The sequence below is a fragment of the Endozoicomonas sp. ALB032 genome, assembly GCF_049310125.1.
In the GTDB taxonomy this organism is placed as follows: domain Bacteria; phylum Pseudomonadota; class Gammaproteobacteria; order Pseudomonadales; family Endozoicomonadaceae; genus Endozoicomonas_A.
The window spans coordinates 424163-442828 of the sequence record NZ_JBLYNW010000001.1; the positions used below are offsets into that span (position 1 = coordinate 424163).

The 18666-nt window shown below is 46.8% G+C and carries 19 protein-coding genes; 6 read left to right on the plus strand and 13 right to left on the minus strand.

The window, feature by feature from the left end; all coding sequences use genetic code 11:
- Positions 1-3: 3 nt before the first annotated feature.
- The 3 genes from ntrC to ACO6VG_RS01590 all read left to right on the plus strand — a co-directional run bounded on the left by ntrC (position 4) and on the right by ACO6VG_RS01590 (position 3054).
- The gene (gene ntrC / locus ACO6VG_RS01580) at positions 4-1431 is read left to right on the plus strand and encodes a nitrogen regulation protein NR(I) (protein WP_422135298.1); all 1428 of its coding nucleotides are present in this window, start codon (positions 4-6) and stop codon (positions 1429-1431) included.
- A 166-nt stretch (positions 1432-1597) separates the two neighbouring features.
- Entirely contained in the window at positions 1598-2152 is a 555-nt protein-coding gene (locus tag ACO6VG_RS01585) for a hypothetical protein (RefSeq protein WP_422410953.1), read from the plus strand.
- A 191-nt stretch (positions 2153-2343) separates the two neighbouring features.
- On the plus strand, positions 2344-3054 hold the full coding sequence (locus tag ACO6VG_RS01590; protein WP_422135300.1) for a molecular chaperone: 711 nt from the start codon (positions 2344-2346) through the stop codon (positions 3052-3054).
- A 1-nt stretch (position 3055) separates the two neighbouring features.
- Here ACO6VG_RS01590 and ACO6VG_RS01595 read toward each other — a convergent pair whose 3' ends face one another.
- Positions 3056-3934, minus strand: coding sequence for a hypothetical protein (locus ACO6VG_RS01595; protein ID WP_422138878.1), 879 nt, complete (start codon positions 3932-3934; stop codon positions 3056-3058).
- A gap of 134 nt (positions 3935-4068) precedes the next feature.
- A complete protein-coding gene (locus ACO6VG_RS01600; protein WP_422135302.1) occupies positions 4069-6486 on the minus strand; it encodes a TcfC E-set like domain-containing protein in 2418 nt (805 codons plus the stop codon).
- On the opposite strand from ACO6VG_RS01600, the gene ACO6VG_RS01605 reads away from it, so the two are divergent.
- On the plus strand, positions 6485-6694 hold the full coding sequence (locus tag ACO6VG_RS01605; protein WP_422135303.1) for a hypothetical protein: 210 nt from the start codon (positions 6485-6487) through the stop codon (positions 6692-6694). The two genes, ACO6VG_RS01600 and ACO6VG_RS01605, sit on opposite strands and share 2 nt — an antisense overlap.
- Here the strand turns inward: ACO6VG_RS01605 and ACO6VG_RS01610 are convergent.
- From ACO6VG_RS01610 to ACO6VG_RS01655, 10 genes are all read right to left on the minus strand, one after another.
- Positions 6683-7219 (minus strand): hypothetical protein, encoded by a 537-nt coding sequence (locus ACO6VG_RS01610; protein WP_422135304.1) that lies wholly within the window; start codon positions 7217-7219, stop codon positions 6683-6685. The genes ACO6VG_RS01605 and ACO6VG_RS01610 overlap by 12 nt on opposite strands.
- A gap of 374 nt (positions 7220-7593) precedes the next feature.
- Positions 7594-8001, minus strand: a complete 408-nt coding sequence (locus ACO6VG_RS01615; RefSeq protein ID WP_422135305.1) for a hypothetical protein — start codon at positions 7999-8001, stop codon at positions 7594-7596.
- 496 nt (positions 8002-8497) lie between these two features.
- Positions 8498-9034 (minus strand): hypothetical protein, encoded by a 537-nt coding sequence (locus tag ACO6VG_RS01620; protein WP_422135306.1) that lies wholly within the window; start codon positions 9032-9034, stop codon positions 8498-8500.
- A 385-nt stretch (positions 9035-9419) separates the two neighbouring features.
- Positions 9420-10322: a hypothetical protein gene (locus tag ACO6VG_RS01625; RefSeq protein WP_422135307.1), complete on the minus strand. Its 903-nt coding sequence runs from the start codon at positions 10320-10322 to the stop codon at positions 9420-9422.
- A gap of 25 nt (positions 10323-10347) precedes the next feature.
- Positions 10348-11307 (minus strand): hypothetical protein, encoded by a 960-nt coding sequence (locus tag ACO6VG_RS01630; RefSeq protein ID WP_422135308.1) that lies wholly within the window; start codon positions 11305-11307, stop codon positions 10348-10350.
- 106 nt (positions 11308-11413) lie between these two features.
- The gene (locus ACO6VG_RS01635) at positions 11414-13753 is read right to left on the minus strand and encodes a TcfC E-set like domain-containing protein (protein ID WP_422135309.1); all 2340 of its coding nucleotides are present in this window, start codon (positions 13751-13753) and stop codon (positions 11414-11416) included.
- A gap of 288 nt (positions 13754-14041) precedes the next feature.
- Positions 14042-14590, minus strand: a complete 549-nt coding sequence (locus tag ACO6VG_RS01640) for a hypothetical protein (RefSeq protein ID WP_422135310.1) — start codon at positions 14588-14590, stop codon at positions 14042-14044.
- Positions 14591-15295: 705 nt separating this feature from the next.
- On the minus strand, positions 15296-15463 hold the full coding sequence (locus tag ACO6VG_RS01645; RefSeq protein WP_422137039.1) for a type II toxin-antitoxin system RelE/ParE family toxin: 168 nt from the start codon (positions 15461-15463) through the stop codon (positions 15296-15298).
- Positions 15464-15595 (minus strand): type II toxin-antitoxin system RelE/ParE family toxin, encoded by a 132-nt coding sequence (locus tag ACO6VG_RS01650; protein ID WP_422135311.1) that lies wholly within the window; start codon positions 15593-15595, stop codon positions 15464-15466.
- Positions 15585-15845: a type II toxin-antitoxin system ParD family antitoxin gene (locus ACO6VG_RS01655; RefSeq protein WP_422135312.1), complete on the minus strand. Its 261-nt coding sequence runs from the start codon at positions 15843-15845 to the stop codon at positions 15585-15587. The genes ACO6VG_RS01650 and ACO6VG_RS01655 overlap by 11 nt, the downstream gene beginning before the upstream one ends.
- A gap of 264 nt (positions 15846-16109) precedes the next feature.
- On the opposite strand from ACO6VG_RS01655, the gene ACO6VG_RS01660 reads away from it, so the two are divergent.
- Both ACO6VG_RS01660 and trmL read left to right on the plus strand, forming a co-directional pair.
- Complete coding sequence (locus ACO6VG_RS01660; protein ID WP_422135313.1) at positions 16110-17132, plus strand: hypothetical protein; 1023 nt, start codon at positions 16110-16112, stop codon at positions 17130-17132.
- A gap of 509 nt (positions 17133-17641) precedes the next feature.
- Positions 17642-18106 carry a tRNA (uridine(34)/cytosine(34)/5-carboxymethylaminomethyluridine(34)-2'-O)-methyltransferase TrmL gene (gene trmL / locus ACO6VG_RS01665; protein ID WP_422135314.1) on the plus strand — a complete coding sequence of 155 codons (465 nt, stop codon included), beginning with the start codon at positions 17642-17644 and terminating at the stop codon, positions 18104-18106.
- Positions 18107-18191: 85 nt separating this feature from the next.
- On the opposite strand, the gene secB is transcribed toward trmL, so the two are convergent.
- On the minus strand, positions 18192-18656 hold the full coding sequence (secB, locus tag ACO6VG_RS01670; protein ID WP_422135315.1) for a protein-export chaperone SecB: 465 nt from the start codon (positions 18654-18656) through the stop codon (positions 18192-18194).
- Between the last annotated feature and the right edge of the window lie 10 nt (positions 18657-18666).

Here is an 18666-nt window from a genome sequence, read left to right on the forward strand (position 1 = left end):
TTAATGAGTATGGACTCTAAAGTCTGGATTATTGATGATGATCGCTCTATCCGCTGGGTGCTAGAAAAGGCACTGGCCGGAGAGCAGATCGCAGTCGATGTGTTTGACTCTGCCGACAAGGCTCTGCGGGAACTGCAATACTCTCAGCCTGAAGCCATAATCAGCGATGTCAGAATGCCCGGTACCAATGGGCTGGAATTCCTCAAGGAAGTTCACGAAACCTACCCGGATCTGCCTGTCATCATTATGACCGCCCACTCAGATCTTGAAAGCGCTGTCTCCTCCTATCAGGGTGGCGCTTTTGAATATCTTCCCAAACCCTTTGATATAGACGATGCCGTTTCATTGGCCAAACGTGCCATTGAGCACAGCTGCCAGAAAAAGACAGAACAGGTGATTGAGGCGGTTGATAACGGTACAGAGATTATCGGTGAGGCACCTGCCATGCAGGAAGTCTTCCGTGCCATTGGCAGGCTATCGCAGTCCAATATTACTGTACTCATCAATGGTGAATCTGGCACAGGTAAAGAACTGGTTGCCCAGGCACTGCACAAGCACAGCCCCAGAGCCAATAATCCTTTTATTGCCCTGAATATGGCAGCCATACCCAGGGACCTGATTGAATCAGAACTCTTTGGCCATGAAAAAGGGGCATTCACCGGTGCCAGTGCCATGCGCAAGGGGCGCTTTGAACAGTCTCAGAACGGCACACTGTTTCTTGACGAAATAGGAGATATGCCCGCAGAAACACAAACCCGTCTACTTCGGGTACTTGCAGACGGTGAGTTCTATCGGGTGGGTGGTCATACTCCGGTAAAAGTCGATGTCCGCATTATTGCAGCCACTCACCAGAATCTCGAAAAACTGGTTGAGGAAGGCTCATTTCGAGAAGACTTATTCCATCGACTCAATGTGATTCGTGTTCACCTGCCAAGACTCAGAGAACGCTCAGAAGATATCCCTGTTCTGGCCAGACATTTCCTGGACAGGGCCGCCAAAGAACTGAACGTTGAGCCCAAAGTACTCACCCAGGAAACAGCGAAATTTATTGCCAGTCTGGAATGGCCCGGTAATGTCAGACAGCTAGAGAACACTTGTCGCTGGCTGACGGTGATGGCTTCAGGCCGGGAAGTACTGATCTCTGACCTTCCACCTGAACTGTTGAGCCAGCCCGACAGTGGCCCGGTCACTCCCCAGTCAGGCAACTGGGAGCAGCAGCTTCGTCTCTGGGCAGACAGAGAGCTTGCAGCAGGACACAGCGGCATTCTGGACAAAGCTATCCCGGCTTTTGAAAAGATCATGATTGAATCAGCTCTGCAACACACAGGAGGTCGAAAAAGAGATGCTTCCGAGCTACTAGGCTGGGGCAGAAACACCCTCACCCGTAAAATAAAAGAGCTGGAAATGTCCGACAAAGCTTTGACAGAATAACGCTTATGGAATCGGGGGGAGCCGTTTCTCTGACGGTATCCCTCCATTGGACACATCAACATGCCCGAATATCTTCCGCTACTACCCGATAAACTGTCCTGCCAAACAAGTCTCTGAGAATTTCTATACTCCACTTAGGTAACACCAGACAGGAAGTAGGTGTAATATGAAACTCTCAGCAATGGTCTGCAGAGGCTTAGTCGCCTCATTAGTTATTCTCATCACGTCTTCGAGTTATTCTGCGCAGCAGGGCAATATTGGAAAAACATCCACAGGTTCTTTCGGTATTCGCCTGGTTATAAAGCCTAACTTGCAAGCCTCCATAGCAACTCCCTCCACATCACAAACGGATGACACGAATTCAAACGCTGCCAACCTCAATGACGCAACATCAACTGTTGCTAAATTCAATGAGGTGGAGCCTATTTGCATCAAGGGTACGGGAATTAATCAGTACTCTGTTGTCACAGAAGGTTCAGGAACAGGTGGCTCCTATGCGCTCAGAAATGATCAAAGTTCCTATAACTATGAAGTCGACCTTTGGTCTTCTAATCGCGAAGCCCAGGCCCTTAACAGTGGACAGAACAGTAACCCGATCAATGCACTGCCACGCAGCTCAGACTGTAATAACAGTGAAACGGGTTTTATGGTGAAACTACCTCAAGACGTGGCTCAGCAGCCTCTTGAAGGTGAGCTAAACTTGATCATCAATGCCGAATAAGACGCTTTATCAAAGGCTGTTTACCACAGGCGATAGTACCCGTAGAATGAAGGCCGAAGACTATTGCCTGATATTCAAACTCTGGTTCCCGTGCTTTTAGACCCACTGGGTCAAAACCGGGAACCAGTCGTGATGAAAAAGAGATCACTTCAGTGACTGGATCAGATTACAGAAACACAAGAGCCCAACAGATGCGGTCGTGGCTTAAACTTTGTCGTCTATCGATATTATTGGCTTTGGCACCTCTGGCTATAACCCTCAATGCTTTCGGCGCCATGTCCCTGGATAAAATGATTGTTTATTTCGAGCCGAACAAATCCCCTCGTCAGGACATAGTCGTTACCAATCCGGATAAGGAAAACCTGTATCTGCAGACTGAGGTTTACAAAGTCGTTAATCCCGGCACCAAACAGGAAGAAAGGGTTCGCATTACCGACCCTTCCGAGCTGAAATTACTCAGCACGCCACAGAAAACCATTGTCGCCCCCAACAGTCGAAAAACCGTTCGACTGGTCAGCCTTGAGACACCAAAAACAACTGAGTCAGTCTACAGAGTAACCTTCAAACCCGTCGTCGGTGATCTGGAAGCCACCCAGAATGCCATTAAACTGCTGATTGCCTACCAGGCTCTGGTCTTTGTTCGCCCGGAAAATCCGGAATACAAAGTGACAGCCAGACGAGAGAAAGACTCAATCACTTTCACCAACAGTGGCAACGTTAATGTGGTATTGCGCAATGGACAATTTTGCTCAGACCAGAAAGGCAAACGTCAGTGTTCTGATATTGATGAGATTAAACGACTGTATGCTGGTCAGAGTTGGACATTGAAAATTCCCAGCAGCAAAACCCAAGTGGAATACGGTTTGTTCAATGGCAGCACAGAGGAAAGGAAAAAGTTCTAACTTACAGAACGGTTACTGTTACCGTTACCGTATCTTTATAGATGCCGGGCTCAAGTCCTGATACTTCTGATGGAGGTACGGTTACCTCAAGATTCATATTGGAGCCACCGCCACAATACTGCTGAGTAGAACCTTTCCAGGGCTGCCCATCCACTCCCGGCGTCAGGGTTTCCAGAGAGCCCCCCTGCCCTACTCTTAACTGATAGCCCACCCGACCTGATAGTAGAAAAGTACTGCTGAGTCCCATCGCTCTGACCTTGAAGTCAGATCCACTTTGAGTGTAAACACAAAAGTCCATATCCCCCTTAAGACTCTTGTCACTGAGTGACATGTCTTTCAAGCCACTGATCTGGATACGATCAGGAATTTTCACATCAAAGACAAGGTCACTATTATCTGTGTAAGGGATTAAACCACCACTTTCCATACCTTTGAGCTTTAATGTCGCCTTATAACTTCCGGGTTGACGCCCTTCTAAATCAATCGCATTCACCTTAACCGATACTTTCCCTCCTACCTGTCTCCAAGTCCTTGGAGTCAGGAATGTCGAACTCGTATCCGGAATATTACTGCCATCTTTTAGCAACAATGAATTTATCCCCTGCTCAAAGACCACACGAGACATTTCTATAGAAGGAGCGCTCCCTGAAGAGACGAAATCAAAATCGGTAGCTTCAATGGTGTAATCTTCAGCTCGCCGATACCAGCCACAACGAGGAAAGCGTGGCCCAAGACCGGTGCCATTGCACGACTGCAGCTGCAAAGGCAGGTCGATATCAACATCTCCACCGGTCCAGGTAACAGGCAGCGCAACATATTGCGGCTGACCAAAAACGAAAAAACCTGAAGCTGTGTTAGCTAATGTCAGTGCAATTAGCACAAGTATTCCTCTGAGACATATCATAAGAAAACAACATCTGTTCTTATCTTGACTGGACCTTAACTCTAACCATCATAATATCTCCGTATGACCGAGTATTACTGATGCTCAGCCGCTGTCCTGTTCGCCATTGGTCAACTGCCTGACAGCTTGGGAACGCAGTCATACTCGGAAAGATCCACGGTTCCCATTCTTAGTATGTATTGCTTATCATCCGTTTCAACGGGCACTGTGCATTGCAAACCATTCTCCAGTTCAACCCTCAACTCATGAATATCTGAACGGGCTTCTATCTGGAACATGCCAATATCGTCAGTGCTGGAGGGATAAAGTCCTCCGATAATCCGGGCTCTGTCCAGAGGCTCACCCTTCATTAACAAGCGACCAAAGAGCAGTTTCAGGGGGATAGCCTTATAGTCGAGTGTCACGACATTTCCGGGATACAGGGTGACCCGGCGCTCACGCTCATCAAAGCTGTAAAGGGTATCCCCTGAAGGCGACAGGGTAACGGTATATTGCTCAAAAGGCGCCAGCGGGATCACCGAAGGTCTGTCCGCTACGGCATAACCCCTTTTATGACCATCAATGGTTACATCAAACACGTCGCCTTCACGACCTTCCAGATTGACCACCAGAGCACTCTCTGCCAACTGCTCTCCTCCCATAGCCACAACATTGCCATCGGTCAGGAAGCTGGTACTGAAACTGCCGTTATAATTAGTAACCTGGTTATCCTCTGTTGAGCTATGGTTAACTGTCAATGCGGCTTTGCCAAACCGGTTGCCGTATTGCAAAACACCATCGAGTCTGCGTTCACCGCTGCCGGCTTCTGCGGTGACAGTGGAAATCAGTTGACCATCATAAAGATCACCATCATCCCAGGTTGTTGAAAGCCTCAATTTTTCTGTTCTGTCTTCTGTGCCGTCAGTGTTTTGAACTTCAGCCCGGGGGTTAACCCGGAAAGTCCATCGATCCTGACGCAATCGCCACTCCAAACTCAACAGAGCTACGGAGTTGCCTTGCGACTCACTAAAACTGAAAGTAACGTTTGTATCGCAATCCAGCGTTCTGAAAACAGTGGCGGTGTAACTTATTCCGTGGGTTTCCGTTCTGTCACTGTTATTATTTCTGTTGCTGCTGAATCGATAATTGGCGCTACCTCTCCAGAGGGGTACAGAAACAGAAAAACTGCTTTGCTCAAAAGCATCACCAATCAGTGCTGGGCGATCAGCATTGTCCACTTCATTATCATCTCTCCAGAGTCGACGATAGTTGCCATACAGGGAGACGTTGCCCAGCCAGGCCTGTCCAATCAGTGTCATACCATAGCTTCCGTTATCCGCCAGCATCACCGAAGGTGATAACTGATAACGATAGCCCAGATGAAACAGACCCAGCTCAAGCAATGAAGTGTCTAAGGTAGCAGCGCCAGAGAGAGTAACCGCCACAGTATCAAGAATTCTTCGACTGACACCGGCCCGGGTCAACCACTGCTGGGTACTATCAGGAAATACCCCATCAAAAACGGATGTCATTACACGTCCCGTCTCAGCAAAAAGCAGCCATTCACCTTCAGGGGGCAGTTGAAACTGCTTAGCAAAGAAACGGGTTTCCTGAGACTCAAGGTTGCCCTGCTCATCCAGAATCCGAATGTCTATATCATAGGCACCCGACGGAAAAGTGGTAGTATTAAGAGCTTGAAGACCGGCTTCAAGGAAATAAGATGCAATCAGTCGTCCATCTTTTCTGACTTCAACCCTACCCCTCGTCGGCATAAAGATTTCAACGGGCATGCCACCACTAAAATCGGTATCGTCTCTGGTGTTATCAGAACTTTGAAAGCGAGCTCCGACAAGGCGCTGATCGGACGTGAAATTTAAGCCAAACCCCTGACTCGAAAGCAAGCCAAAATCGTATTCAAGGCCTTCAAAGTCCCTCTGGCCGTAAAGCTGATTGACCGAGAAGTCTTGAGACTTTGAATAGTCCCAACTCCACAGAACATTGTTTTCGTAATAGGACAACAGCGTCAGACCATATAAAGTGTAGTCACTGCTATTAACGTCATCAGATGTACCGGTGGCTACTGCTGCAAAGTTTTGCATCATGGCAAAACCAGAGTCGGAAGGCGGCAGGTATTTTCTGACATCCGCACCTCGAGTTAACAGGAAGCGGGGATTCACAAAAACATCGACCCGGAAGCGGGATTCATCAAAAATCACACCGGCAACGGGAGGATTAAGAACACCACAATCCCTGGTGACATTGGGCGGACAGATTGCCTCAGTATGGGTATTGAGCTCGCCCGATAAAGCCGAAGCCAAAAAAGCAGGATCATTCACCGAACCGATCAGACGAACCACTTCATTAACATTAGATAGGGCAATTTTACCGGGTTGGAAGGTGGCCAGCTGGGAAGTTAAATAGCGCTTACCATAATAGATATCTACTACTGAATTCTGGGGCTCACTCAGCGTCTCAAAACCCGCTGGGACTTTATTCTGGGCAAGAAATAACGTCTGACTGGCCATAGCTTTCGAGCAGATAAAAACCATGGGCAATGCAATACACAAAATGTCAATGCATTTCCACCTTATCATGGCCCGGAACAATCCTTTTGTTGATGCTCTGGTGCTTAAGAAAATGAAAATCTATACCATGGGGTTCGCGCAGGACGCTTACTCACAGCGACTTATATATTTTGGAAAGCCAGCGAAAATACCCGAGTCAACTCCGCTGGGTATCTGGGAATTAGATAGATGAAACTGTCACTGTCACTGTATCTGAATAAACACCTACACTTTTACCTTTATAATCCGCTTCTTTAATGTCTACAGTAATTTTAGAGTCCAGAGCCGCGTCACAAGTGTCACCACCAATGATGCCATCTCTTGCAAATTCACCCGCCGCAACACCTGACGCCAAGTGGCCTTCTCCCCAGACCTGATCTGCCGCACCCCTTTTCTGAGAATAGGTCAAAGTGTAAGGGATATTACCTATTGCTGCACCCGACCCCGGCGATAATGCGAAGGAATTGCTGCTCGTCAGACTGACTTCGTATTTTTCAACGTTTGAATCAACACAAGAGGGAGTGAAACCGGTGAGATCACCGGTAGTGGCAGAAACGGTATTGAAAGTTACGTCTTCCAAACCAAAAAGCTTTATTAAAACATCGTTTCTGAGAATGATGTCAAACTTGCCGGTAGACGAGTCTGCTGTGGGTCCTGTTGGGTTTTCAGCCGCATGAAGCCCATAAGTGGCCAATCCTATTGATAGAACAGCAGCCACAATTACTTCTTTAATTTCATCTATTTCTCCTTTACCTAATCAGTTTGTAAACTGTTTTGCTTCTATGTTTAGGGAGTTTTATGACACCTCAGACATTCGAGCCTCAGCCCAAACTCTAATCAGGTGGAAAGTATAGCAGACATACAGAAGAACACGTGCTCAACAGGTGCCAATATCACTTAAGTCTGTCGTTTAACTTAATCTTCATCTTCGGCTAATGTGTTTTTTCGCAATGTGCAATTCTGCTCGAGCCAGAACAACAACAGACCGCAGCAATCCTAATGCGTGTCGGCACAGGACTTTAACCACAGCCGCTTTAAATATTATCTGGAAAGCCAGTGAAGATATCGAGGCCAATTCGCGACAATTTGTGACTAGATTGATGAAACCACCACTGTAACTGTGTCTGTATAAACGCCTTCAGGTTTACCGGTGTAATTCACTTCTTTAATGTCCACAGTAATTTTAGAGTCTACAACACTGCAAATGAGATCAGTAAGTATAGGGCCATCTCTTTGAAAATCTCCCGCAGTAGCACCTGACCCCAAGTGGCCAGCCCCCCAGACCTGATCTTTTGCACCCAGCTCCTGAGAATAGGTTAACAAATAAGGGATATTGCCCGTTGTCGTACCCGATCCTGCCATCAATGCGAAATCATTGCTGCTTTCCAAGCTGACTTGGTATCGCTCAACGTTTGAATTAACGCAAGAAGGAGTAGAACCTTTGAGATCACCGCCAGAGGCGGCATTGAAAGTTACGTCCTCCAAACCAAAGAGCTGCATTTGAACATTATTTCTAAGAACGATGTCGAATTTGCCGGTTGACGAGTCTGCGGTAGGCCCTGTTGGGTTTTCAGCTGCCTTGATCTCGGGAAAGGCCAGCCCTGAAGATAGCACAACGGCTGTGACAACTTCTTTAACTTCATCTCTTCCTCCTTAATCTAACCTAGTACGTATCCTGTTTTCCTTCTATGCTACAGGTGCTCTTCGCGACACTCAGACTTCGAAACCCCCTTTCAGGATCGACCTTGGACATTGTAGCAGAGATATAGAAACGCAGATGGGCTCAAAAAATGCCGACCATGAATTAACCTTTGTCGTTTATTTTAATCATTCGCCAATCTGATATTTCGCAAGGAACTATTCTGCTCAGGCCAGAACGACAAATGACGTTGGAAATCTATGCAGTGGGTTGGCTCAGGGGTCTTACTTAAAGCCACTTTTATATTTTTCCCCCGTTAGCAAAGATAGCGGAGTTAACTTCGTTGGCTAATAGGGATTATATAGATGAAACCACCACTGTAACTGTGTCTGAATACACGCCTTCAGGTTTACCGGTGTAATCAGCTTCTTTAATATCCACAGTAATTTTAGAGTCCAGAGCGGGGTCGCAAGTCTTACTATCAATAGGACCATCTCTTGCAAAATCACCTGCTGCAACACCTGGCCCCAGATTGCCTTGCCCCCAAACCTGATCTTTTGCACCCTTTTTCTGAGAATAAGTTAGTGAATAAGGGATCTCGTTTGATCTTGGACCACGCCTTGCAGTCAATTTGAAATCATTCCTGCTATCCAGACTGACTTCGTAACGTTCAATGTTAGAATCAACACAAGAAGGGGTTGAACCTTTGAGATCACCCATAGAAGCAGAGGATTTATCAAAAACAACGTCTTCCAGACCAAAGAGTTGTATTTGAACCTTCCTTCTATAGACGATCTCGAAGTTGCCGGTAGATGAGTCTGCAGCGGGCCCCGCTGGGTTTACAGCCGCCTGAAGCCCCGATGAGACCAGTCCTGCAGAGAAAGCGACAATCATAGCTACTTCTTTAACTCCATTACCTTCTCCTTTATCTAGCCAGTTCGTGATCTGTCTTGTTTCTGCGCTTCAAGTACTTTGTGGCACCCCGACCTCAGTGCCTCTTTTCAAGCTTTGATTGCGACAGTGTAGCAAACAAATAAAAACACAGGTGGGCTCAAAAGATTCGGACATGACTTAAACTAAGTCGTTTACCTCAATCATTGGGAAGTGTTGTATTGCCAAAGAAAGCTATGCTGAGGCCAGTACAAAAAACGTCATTGTTATAATATTGATGATATCAAACGACTCTGACCGCGAAAGAGCTAGACATTGAAAATCCCCCGGCAACGACACCGAAGTCACGTAAGGTTTGTTCAATGGCAGCAAAGAAAGACGTTTTAACTTATTGAACCGACACTGTCACCGTTACCGTATCTTTATAAACGCCGGGCTGAAGTCCGGATATTTCCGATGGAGGTACTGTAACCTCAAGATCCATATTGGAGCCGCCGCCACAATACTGCTGAGTGGAACCGTTCCAGGGCTGCCCATCCACTCCCGGCACCAGAGTTTCCATAGAGCCTCCTTGCCCTACTCTTAACTGATAACCCACCTGACCCGATAAAAGAAAATCATTATTCAGCCCGGTAGCCCGGACAGTGAAGTCAGATCCACTTTGAGTGTAAACACAAAAATCTATATCACCCTGAAGACTCTGGTCAGTGAGCGCCAGGTCGCTCAGGCCGCTGATCTGGATGCGGTCAGGAATGTTCAGATCAAAGATGAGATCGCTGTTATCGGTATAAGGTATAAAACCACCGTTCTCCATGCCTGTGAGCTTTATTACAGCCTGATAATTTCCGGGTTGACGACCCTGTAACTCGATAGCATTCACCGTAACCGATACGTTCCCATCTACCTGCCTCCAAGTCCCCGGATCTAAAAATGTCGAACCCGTATCGGGAACATTGCTGCCATCTTTTAGCAACAATGAATTGCTCCCCTGCTCAAAGATCACCCGGGACATTTCTATAGAAGGGACACTCCCTGAAGCAATGAAATCAAAATCAGTCGCTTCAATAGTGTAATCTTCAGCTTGTCGAAACCAGCCACAGCGGAGAAAGCTTGACCCAGTACCGATACCATTACACGATCGCAACTGAATAGGCAGATCGATATCAACATCGCCACCGGTCCAAATAACAGGTGTCGCAGTATATTGCTGCTGACCAAAAACGAAAAAGCCTGCAGCCGTATTAGCCAATGTCAGTGTAATTAGCGAAAGTATCCATCTGACATATATCATAAGAAAACAACATCCATAGTTATTTTTATCGTGCCCTTACTGTAACCGTCATGGTATCGCTGTATACACCAGAATCGATATTATTAAGAGCACTCTGCATGATCCTGACCTGCAACGTCATGTTATCCTGACCACCGCAATCCTGCTGATTACTGGCATTCCAGATCCTGTTAGGTCTTTGCCCCTGACGGCTATAAGTCCGCCGAAACTGGCCGGGCGTCCGGACCCTGATACGATAATCAACACAATCCGAAGGGTTCACACATTGTCCCTGTTTACTCAGCATAAAGTTACCGCCCGGATTACTGCTGCTATCGAAGTCTACAGAAACGCCACCTGTGTTACTGAATACGCAGACACCAAATTGAGCTGTCAGGTTATTACCAGAAAGATCATTAACATCCAGGGCAACATCTTCCAGACCTGATATTTGCACGAACTCAGGTACAACGATCGGAATAGTTACCAGAATACTGTCCAGATGGCGTGTATCGAACATGTCTTCGCCAGCAATATAAAAACGGAAGTTGTATGTGCCAGCTTCAAGTTGTTGCAGCCGATTCTGGTTGAATGTAAAAGTAAACGAACCCATCACTGTGCCATTGGTAGTAGTCTGAAAAAATGAGGATGAGCTATCGGAATGTGTCCACTGACCGGGTACTAAACTCCCCTGATTTTCCAGCTGACTATATTGAGCACTGATCAAAAACTCTGACAACTCATCCGCCTGATAACTATCAGGAACATTACTCGAAGGGCTCTGGCTGCCGGGATCAGAATCAGAGAGAGCCAACCGATAATCCTGACCTACACAGCCCGAATTACAAAATGCACTGAAGGAAACCGTGAAGTTATAGGTGGGGTTTGCACTGCCCGAGGACACGTTGAGCGGGTCAGCGACAAAACCTGAGAAATCAAAGAACGCCTGTGACCCTGATGAAAAGAATATCAGTACCGCAAAAAACACCTTGATAAAATACTTCAATGTCTTCAATCCCGGGCCTTTATACGACAGACCTTCTTGTAATCAATGCAGCTGAACACTGCAGGATCCCATTATCCTGTTATCTATTTTTTTCTGAAAATCCCGCTCAGGAATCATCGCGTTTACCGATGGCCAGCTGACCTTCCAGCTCGGGAACACAATCAGACTCGGAAAGATCCAGAGTTCCCATTCTCAATATGTATTGTTCATCATCCGGTTCAACAGGTACGGAACATTGCCAACCATTCTCCAGCTCAATCCTCAATTCGTTAATATCTGAGCGAGCTTCTATCTGGAACATGCCAATGTCGTCTGAGCTGGAAGGATAAAGCCCTCCGGTTATCCGGGCTCTGTCCAGAGGTTCACCATTCATTAACAGACGACCAAAGAGCAGTTGCAGGGGGATAGCTTCATAGTCCAGTGTCACCACGTTTCCGGGATACAGGGTAAAACGGCGCTCCCGCTCATCAAAACTGTAAAGGGTATCTCCTGAAGGCGACAGGGTAACGGTATATTGTTCAAAAGGCGACAGTGTGATCACCGACGGTCTGCCCGCCACGGCATAACCTCTTCTCTGGCCATCAATTCTCACATCAAAAACGTCGCCTTCACGACCTTCCAGATTGACCACCAGAGCACTTTCAGCTCTTTGCTCTCCCCCCATGGCAACAACATTGCCATCGGTCAGGAAGCTGGTACTGAAACTGCCGTTATAGTTAGTAATCCGGTTAGCTTCTGTTGAACTGTGGTTTACCGACAATGCCGCTCTGCCAAACCGGTTACCATACTGCAAAGTACCATCGAGTCTGCGTTCGCCGCTGCCCGCTTCTGCGGAGACACTGGAAGTCAACTGGCCATCAAAAAGATCACCGTCGTCCCAGGAGGCTGACAGCCTCATTTTTTCTGTTCTGTCTCTAACACCGTTATTGTCCTGAACCTCAGCCCGGGGGTTAACCCGGAAATTCCAACGGTCCTGACGGAATCGCCACTCAAAACTGAACAGAGCTACCGTGTTACCTTCTGATTCACTCAAACTGAAGGTCGCACTGGTGTCGTAATCCAGTGTTCTGAAAACGTTAGCGGTGTAACTCACTCCGTGGGTTTCTGTTCTACCGTCGCTATTATTTCTGTTGCTGCTGAATCGGTAATTGGCGTTACCTCTCCAGAGGGGTGCAGAAACAGAAAAACTGCTTTGCTCAAAAGCATCACCGATCAGTGCCGGGCGATCCGTGTTTTCCTCTTCACTGTCATCTCTCCAGAGTCGGCGATAACTGCCGTTGAGAGAGACGTCGCCCAACCAGGTTCTGCCAGTCAGGGTCATACCATAGCTGCCGTTATCTGCTACCATCACCGACGGTGATAACTCATAACGATACCCCAGGTTAAACAGACCCAGCTCAAGCAATGCAGTGTCCAGAGTAGCGGCAGCAGAGAGAGTACCTGCCATAGTATCAAAAATTCTCCGACTCACACCGGCCCGGGTCAGCCACTGCTCGGTACTTTGAGGCAGGGCGCCATCGAAAACCGATGTCATCACACGCCCTGTTTCGGCAAAGAGCTGCCATTCACCTTCAGGGGGTATTTGGTACTGTTTTGAAAAGAAACGGGTTTCCTGAGACTGCAGGTTACCCTGTTCATCCAGAATACTGATTTCTATATCGTAGGCACCACTGGGAAAATTAGTGGTATCCAGAGCCTGAAGACCCGCTTCGTGGAAATAAGAGGCAATCAGTCGTCCATCTTTTCTGATTTCAACCCTGCCTCTGAGGGGCATAAAGATTTCAACCGGCATACCACCGCTGAAATCGGTGTCGTTCCGGGTATTATCAGAACTCTGAAAGCGGGCTCCCACAAGAGGCTGGTCGGACGTGAAATTCAGGCCAAACCCCTGACTTGAGAGCAAGCCAAGATTGTATTCAAAACCTTCATACTCCCTCTGACCATATAGCTGATTGACCGAGAACTGCTGTGACTTTGAATAGTCCCAGCTCCACAGCACACTGTTTTCATAATAAGACAACAGTGTCAGACCATTCAGAGTGTAGTCATTGCCATTAGCGTCTTCAGTGTTACCCGTGGCCGCTGCCGAAAAGTTCTGCATCATGGCAAAGCCTGCATCGGATGGCGGCAAATATTTTCTGACATCTGCAGCCCGGGTTAACAGAAAGCGGGGATTAACAAACACATCGACCCGAAAGCGGGACTCATCAAAAATCACACCGGCAATGGGAGGATTAAGAACACCACAATCCTTCGTGACATTGGGCGGACAGATCGCCTCGGCATGGGTATTCAACTCGCCCGATAAAGCTGTCGTCAAAAAAGCAGGATCATTCACCGAACCAATCAGGCGAACCACTTCATTAACATTGGAAAGGGTAATTTTACCGGGTTGAAAGGTGGCCAGCTGGGAAGTTAGATAGCGGTTGCCATAATAGATATCCATCAGCGACTGCTGGGGCTCGCTGAGCGTCTCAAAACCTTCGGGGACTTTATTCTGGGCAAGGAAAAGCGGCTGACTGGCCACAGCTTTCGAAAAAATAAAAACCATGGGCAATGCAATACATAGAATGTCAATGCATTTCCGCCTAGTCATGACCCGGGAAAGTCCTTTTTGTTACTGCTCTGATTCTTCTACCGTGGGTTGGCTCAGGGCTATTACTCACGGCTGTTTTTTATTTTTTTTGGAGAGCCAGCGAAGATACCGGAGACAACTTCGCTGGCTTATTTGAGATTAAATTGGAGCTACTTCTACAGTAACTGTATCGGCATATAAACCATCAGCAGCACCAGTGTAGTCAGGAGTTACAAGAATGCTATAAGAGCCAGAACATCCTGAAGCCACATCAGCGAAATTACCAGTTGTTCTTGCCAAATCAGTTGAACTTTGCTCGCCATTAGAGTTTTGACCTACGCCCCAAACGCCGTCAGCAATTGCTGTTCCACCACTATCTTGCAAAGTCAGTGTGTAGGGAATATTAGAAGCTCCACCAGCATTGGTAAGATTAAACGCGCTTGTAGAACTCATTGAAATATTGAAATTATCGACATTAGCAGCCACACAAACTGGCGTAGTACCAGTAGCATCTGCAGTTCCAGTATCTACGATCTCAACATCATCAAGGCCGTATATCTGAATCTGGGTACTGTTGTATAGAGTTATATCAAAATCACCAGAAGAGGTAGTGTCACTTGGACTCCCGGGATTGGTTGCAGCCTGAAGCCCAAAAGAGGCCAGCCCTGCAGACAGTGCTAAAGCCACAGCTACTTTTTTAAATTCCATCACTTTCTCCAATATCTAGAACTAGTCCGTTGTCTATTTTTCTTCAAAGCTTCAGGTGTTTTCCGACACCTGATCTCGAAGCCACTTTTCAGGCTTCTTTCGGAACATCAAGGCAGACATGGAGAATGACAAAAAGAACTAAACAACCACTGTCTTTTTATTATTCTTATGACTGACTTTACCTGAAACCGATACTTCTTATTTTCTCTACACGCTTTAGTTAGCCCAAGGCTGACTAATGTACGTATTTTCCGATAAGGCTAACATAAATAATTGCTCACAAAAACATCTATTGGAGATATATTGATCCATGTCAACACCTCATATTCAAAGATTTTGAAAACAGGTACTTCCCGCACAAATGCAAGCGGATTCATCAATATAAATTTATATTTTAAACTTTGAGCAGATTTTTTTAGATAAAGATTTGTTTTCAGGTCGTCAACTTAATCGTAAGTGTCCTGATGCTCGTTGCCTGTATCCGCAAAAACAGCTGAACGTTACTAATCGCTCCTGCTTACAGTCGTTCCTTTGCCAGTGACGCCAGTGCAGTTGAATCCTTGCCACCTGAGAGATTGAGAATGTGAGCAATGTCTTCCATGACTCACCTTTTTTCGGGCATAAAAAAACTGTATGAAGCCGACTTTTGAATGTTAGTTGTTAAAGCAAAAAAACACCCGCAGTCGTTTTGTTAAATATTTATTCTTATTCCCGCAGTTTGCGTTTTATGTCTGCAGACTGGTGAATAACCGCCACAATGTCAGGCTGGTTATTAACAATATCGTAAAGAACGATGTGCATCCCTACCGGTGTAGCATACAGTTCAGGGTCTACGTCTTTTCTCTGTGTGCCCGCTCTGGGGTTCTCAGCCAGCTATTCAAACTTGTCCCTGATTTTACGCAGATACCTGTTGGCCTGTTCAGTCCCCCAGCGCTCCACTGTATAAAACCAGATGCTCATTACATCGTCTTTTGCTCTCTGGCGAACAGTGTAACTACCCGACATCACGCCTCCCGTTTAATTCATCAAGCAAACGATCCATATCAAAGTCTTTTACAATCGGGCTGTTACGACCGGCTTCTATTTTGTCCTTCAGAACCTGTAACCTGGCTTCATATTCTTGCTCTTCTTTTTCAAAGACCCTGAGCGCTGCCCTAACCGCCTCACTAACAGACTGAAAACGACCCTTTTCTATAAGATCATTGATGAAGTCTTCGTAATGCTGGCCTAATGTTACCGATGTTGTTCTTGCCATAGCTCCGCACCATTTGTGTTAATAATTAACACATATTACTACATTCTGGCGATTCAGCTTTCTATTCTTTCGTTGGGTTGAACGCACAAGACGCCAAACGAGCTTACGGTGATCTGATTTCTGCTACCAAGCAGCTGGCAGCCTGTCGGACTTGAGATTGTCCTTCGCGGTAAGTGAGGAAGATGAGCACAAACACACTATAAAATGAACTTTTTCCCAGCGAGGAACTCAGAATGAATATGATTTATTTAAAGGGAGTCGATAATGGATCCACTAACCACCACACAGCAACAACCGGGCCTGAGTACTGTCTCACCTGAAAACAAGCCCTCTGCTGACATTGAATCGTCAAAGTACCTTCCTGACGCCAGTAACGCAGAAACAGGCAGTGAAACATCTCTTGTAAGCCGAAAAACAGAGCTGGCTCCTGAAAGCCTGTTGAAGGGTGCTCCTTTACCTTTGTACGTAAGTAAGTTTGCTAAAAACAATATGCTGCTTCCTGCTGTATTGAACACACCTGCGACTTCCTCCTTACTCAGGCCACTGGTTCAGTCACAGCAAACCGGTCAGCTGCCTAAGTTGACAGCGGCTTTATCTACGGCCGGCTGGGCTCCAGCCATTGCCCGCACTGTTACTCGTTACGCGATTGCCGATACGGTTCGAACAATATCTGCGCAATTGCTTTATGGCGTGTCTTCTACAATGGAGCTGCCTGAAGGCACCCAGGGTAAAGCTAATTTTGCAGTCAACGGCACTACTGCCACACTAATGACAGTAGCCAGCCAGCCTTTTGCAGCGATGCAAATTAAACAGCAGATGAGAGATCGCAATGTAAAAAAAGCTCAGGAATCTAAAACTATTCTGCAACGAGGCTTCAAAAGAACGCTAACATCGCATTTTCGAGGAGTTACAAGCAATTGCCTTTCCGCTCTGCTGATGTTTTCGATGGATTCAATGGACAGGCAGCAGGTAAAACGACGGGATGAAGGGAAGCTTGGTGATTTTGAAATGAGGGCAACACAGTTTGGTGTGGGTGCAACAGTGGGTTTTATCAATAATATTCTCAAAACCCACGCCAATGGCCGGATACTGGGCAAAACCCATCAGGAAATTTTCAGACAACTGGCTGCTACTGCCGCTAAAAACCCTAAGGTTTTTGTTGCCCAGTTAGCTTATGCAACGGCCATGGGAGGTGTCTCCAATCTGATGTGGAGCGGCACTCTTCAGGCACTGACTGCTACCCATGAAAAGGTTGCTGAATATTACGCTTCGAAAGATGAAACCTAAGTCCGCACTTCCTCCGGGGTGAGGTGAGATGGATTGAGCATACATTTCATCGAACACGCCAGAAAAGCAACAGCCATCAAGATAATCCTGAAAAACCCCTGAAAAAATAGTATTATCCCGACAGATTTATTGGGGCAAGAAATTTTCTTTCGGCCCTGACAAGCTTTACTAATATTAATTGTGTAGCTTCCAAGGCAGAGCAGTATTCGAAGCGTGTATCAGCAAACCCTCAGGAAATTTAAAGAGGCTTCTGAAGATGAATCTGTCACCTTACGACCAATGCCGCTGCGATGAAAAACAATGTAGCGTCGGACGCAGCTGTAACATTGTTGCTCTCCTGTTAACCATGGTTCTGATCTCAGGTCTGGCTCAGGCTTCTGTCTGAAAGGTTAACAACCGTTTCTGTATCCATCGCCTTTAAAGATGTAGTGATGGGTATAGATTCACTCACAATCCAAGCTAAAAGCCTTATAATTCCACCTCGATGTACTGAATCAGTTCCCGCGAGCATGCTTGATATCGTTCTCTACCAGCCAGAAATTCCTCCCAATACAGGGAATATCATCCGACTCTGTGCCAATACAGGTTTTCGCCTGCATCTGATCAGGCCTTTGGGTTTTGATCTTGATGATCAGCGTCTGAAAAGGGCCGGGCTGGATTACCATGAGTACGCCAATTTGCAGATTCATGATCACTATCAGGACTTTCTTCAAACAGTGAAACCCAAAAGAGTTCTGGCTTTGAGCACCAAAGGTACCACCCGCTACTCGAAACATGCCTTTGAACCCGGAGATGCCTTGATGTTCGGCCCGGAAACCAGAGGCCTGCCAGCCGATATTTTGAATAGCCTGCCAAAGGATCAGGTACTGCGTTTACCGATGTTGCCTGAAAGCAGAAGCCTGAACTTATCCAATACTGTGGCCGTTATGGTTTACGAGGCCTGGAAGCAGCTGGAATTTATTGGGGGTGAGTGAGAGAAGAGTGTGCCGGTCAACGCCTGGCACACTCTATTTATGAGCTATCTATTTATGAGCTATCTATTTATAAGCTATCAGTCCGTCAGTTAACGGTAGCTTCCTGCTGTTCACGCGCCTGCAGGTAGAGGGCGTCAAAATTGACAGGTGCCAGCATCAGCGGAGGGAAGCTGCCACGCAGAACCAGGTTATCAATGGCTTCACGTGCGTATGGAAACAGAATGTTCGGGCAGAAAGCACCCAGAGTGCGGTGCAATTCCTCATCACCCAATCCTTTGATGAGGAAAACTCCCGCCTGCTGAACTTCAGCCAGGAAAGCCGTTTCTTTCTCTTCTTCAGTGCCGTTCTGGACAGTAATGGTCAGAGACAGTACGACTTCATACATGTCATCGTGCAGCAGACGGTTAGTGGTGTTCAGGTCCAGCTTAACTTCTGGCTGCCACTGCGCCTGAAACATTTCCGGAGACTTTGGCGATTCAAAGGACAGGTCCTTTACGTAAATACGCTGCAGCGCAAACTGCGCCTGATCTTGCTGCTGATTCTCAGCCATTATCTTTTCC

What these genes read in the sequence shown, in the direction of transcription:
- ntrC (WP_422135298.1), top strand. Translation starts at nt 4, where the DNA reads ATGAGTATGGACTCTAAAGTCTGGATTATTGATGATGATCGCTCTATC.
- ACO6VG_RS01585 (WP_422410953.1), top strand. Translation starts at nt 1,598, where the DNA reads ATGAAACTCTCAGCAATGGTCTGCAGAGGCTTAGTCGCCTCATTAGTT.
- ACO6VG_RS01590 (WP_422135300.1), top strand. Translation starts at nt 2,344, where the DNA reads ATGCGGTCGTGGCTTAAACTTTGTCGTCTATCGATATTATTGGCTTTG.
- ACO6VG_RS01605 (WP_422135303.1), top strand. Translation starts at nt 6,485, where the DNA reads ATGGGCAATGCAATACACAAAATGTCAATGCATTTCCACCTTATCATG.
- ACO6VG_RS01600 (WP_422135302.1), bottom strand. Translation starts at nt 6,486, where the DNA reads ATGGTTTTTATCTGCTCGAAAGCTATGGCCAGTCAGACGTTATTTCTT.
- ACO6VG_RS01615 (WP_422135305.1), bottom strand. Translation starts at nt 8,001, where the DNA reads ATGCAGCTCTTTGGTTTGGAGGACGTAACTTTCAATGCCGCCTCTGGC.
- ACO6VG_RS01620 (WP_422135306.1), bottom strand. Translation starts at nt 9,034, where the DNA reads ATGATTGTCGCTTTCTCTGCAGGACTGGTCTCATCGGGGCTTCAGGCG.
- ACO6VG_RS01625 (WP_422135307.1), bottom strand. Translation starts at nt 10,322, where the DNA reads ATGATATATGTCAGATGGATACTTTCGCTAATTACACTGACATTGGCT.
- ACO6VG_RS01635 (WP_422135309.1), bottom strand. Translation starts at nt 13,753, where the DNA reads ATGGATATCTATTATGGCAACCGCTATCTAACTTCCCAGCTGGCCACC.
- ACO6VG_RS01640 (WP_422135310.1), bottom strand. Translation starts at nt 14,590, where the DNA reads ATGGAATTTAAAAAAGTAGCTGTGGCTTTAGCACTGTCTGCAGGGCTG.
- ACO6VG_RS01650 (WP_422135311.1), bottom strand. Translation starts at nt 15,595, where the DNA reads ATGTCGGGTAGTTACACTGTTCGCCAGAGAGCAAAAGACGATGTAATG.
- ACO6VG_RS01655 (WP_422135312.1), bottom strand. Translation starts at nt 15,845, where the DNA reads ATGGCAAGAACAACATCGGTAACATTAGGCCAGCATTACGAAGACTTC.
- ACO6VG_RS01660 (WP_422135313.1), top strand. Translation starts at nt 16,110, where the DNA reads ATGGATCCACTAACCACCACACAGCAACAACCGGGCCTGAGTACTGTC.
- trmL (WP_422135314.1), top strand. Translation starts at nt 17,642, where the DNA reads ATGCTTGATATCGTTCTCTACCAGCCAGAAATTCCTCCCAATACAGGG.
- secB (WP_422135315.1), bottom strand. Translation starts at nt 18,656, where the DNA reads ATGGCTGAGAATCAGCAGCAAGATCAGGCGCAGTTTGCGCTGCAGCGT.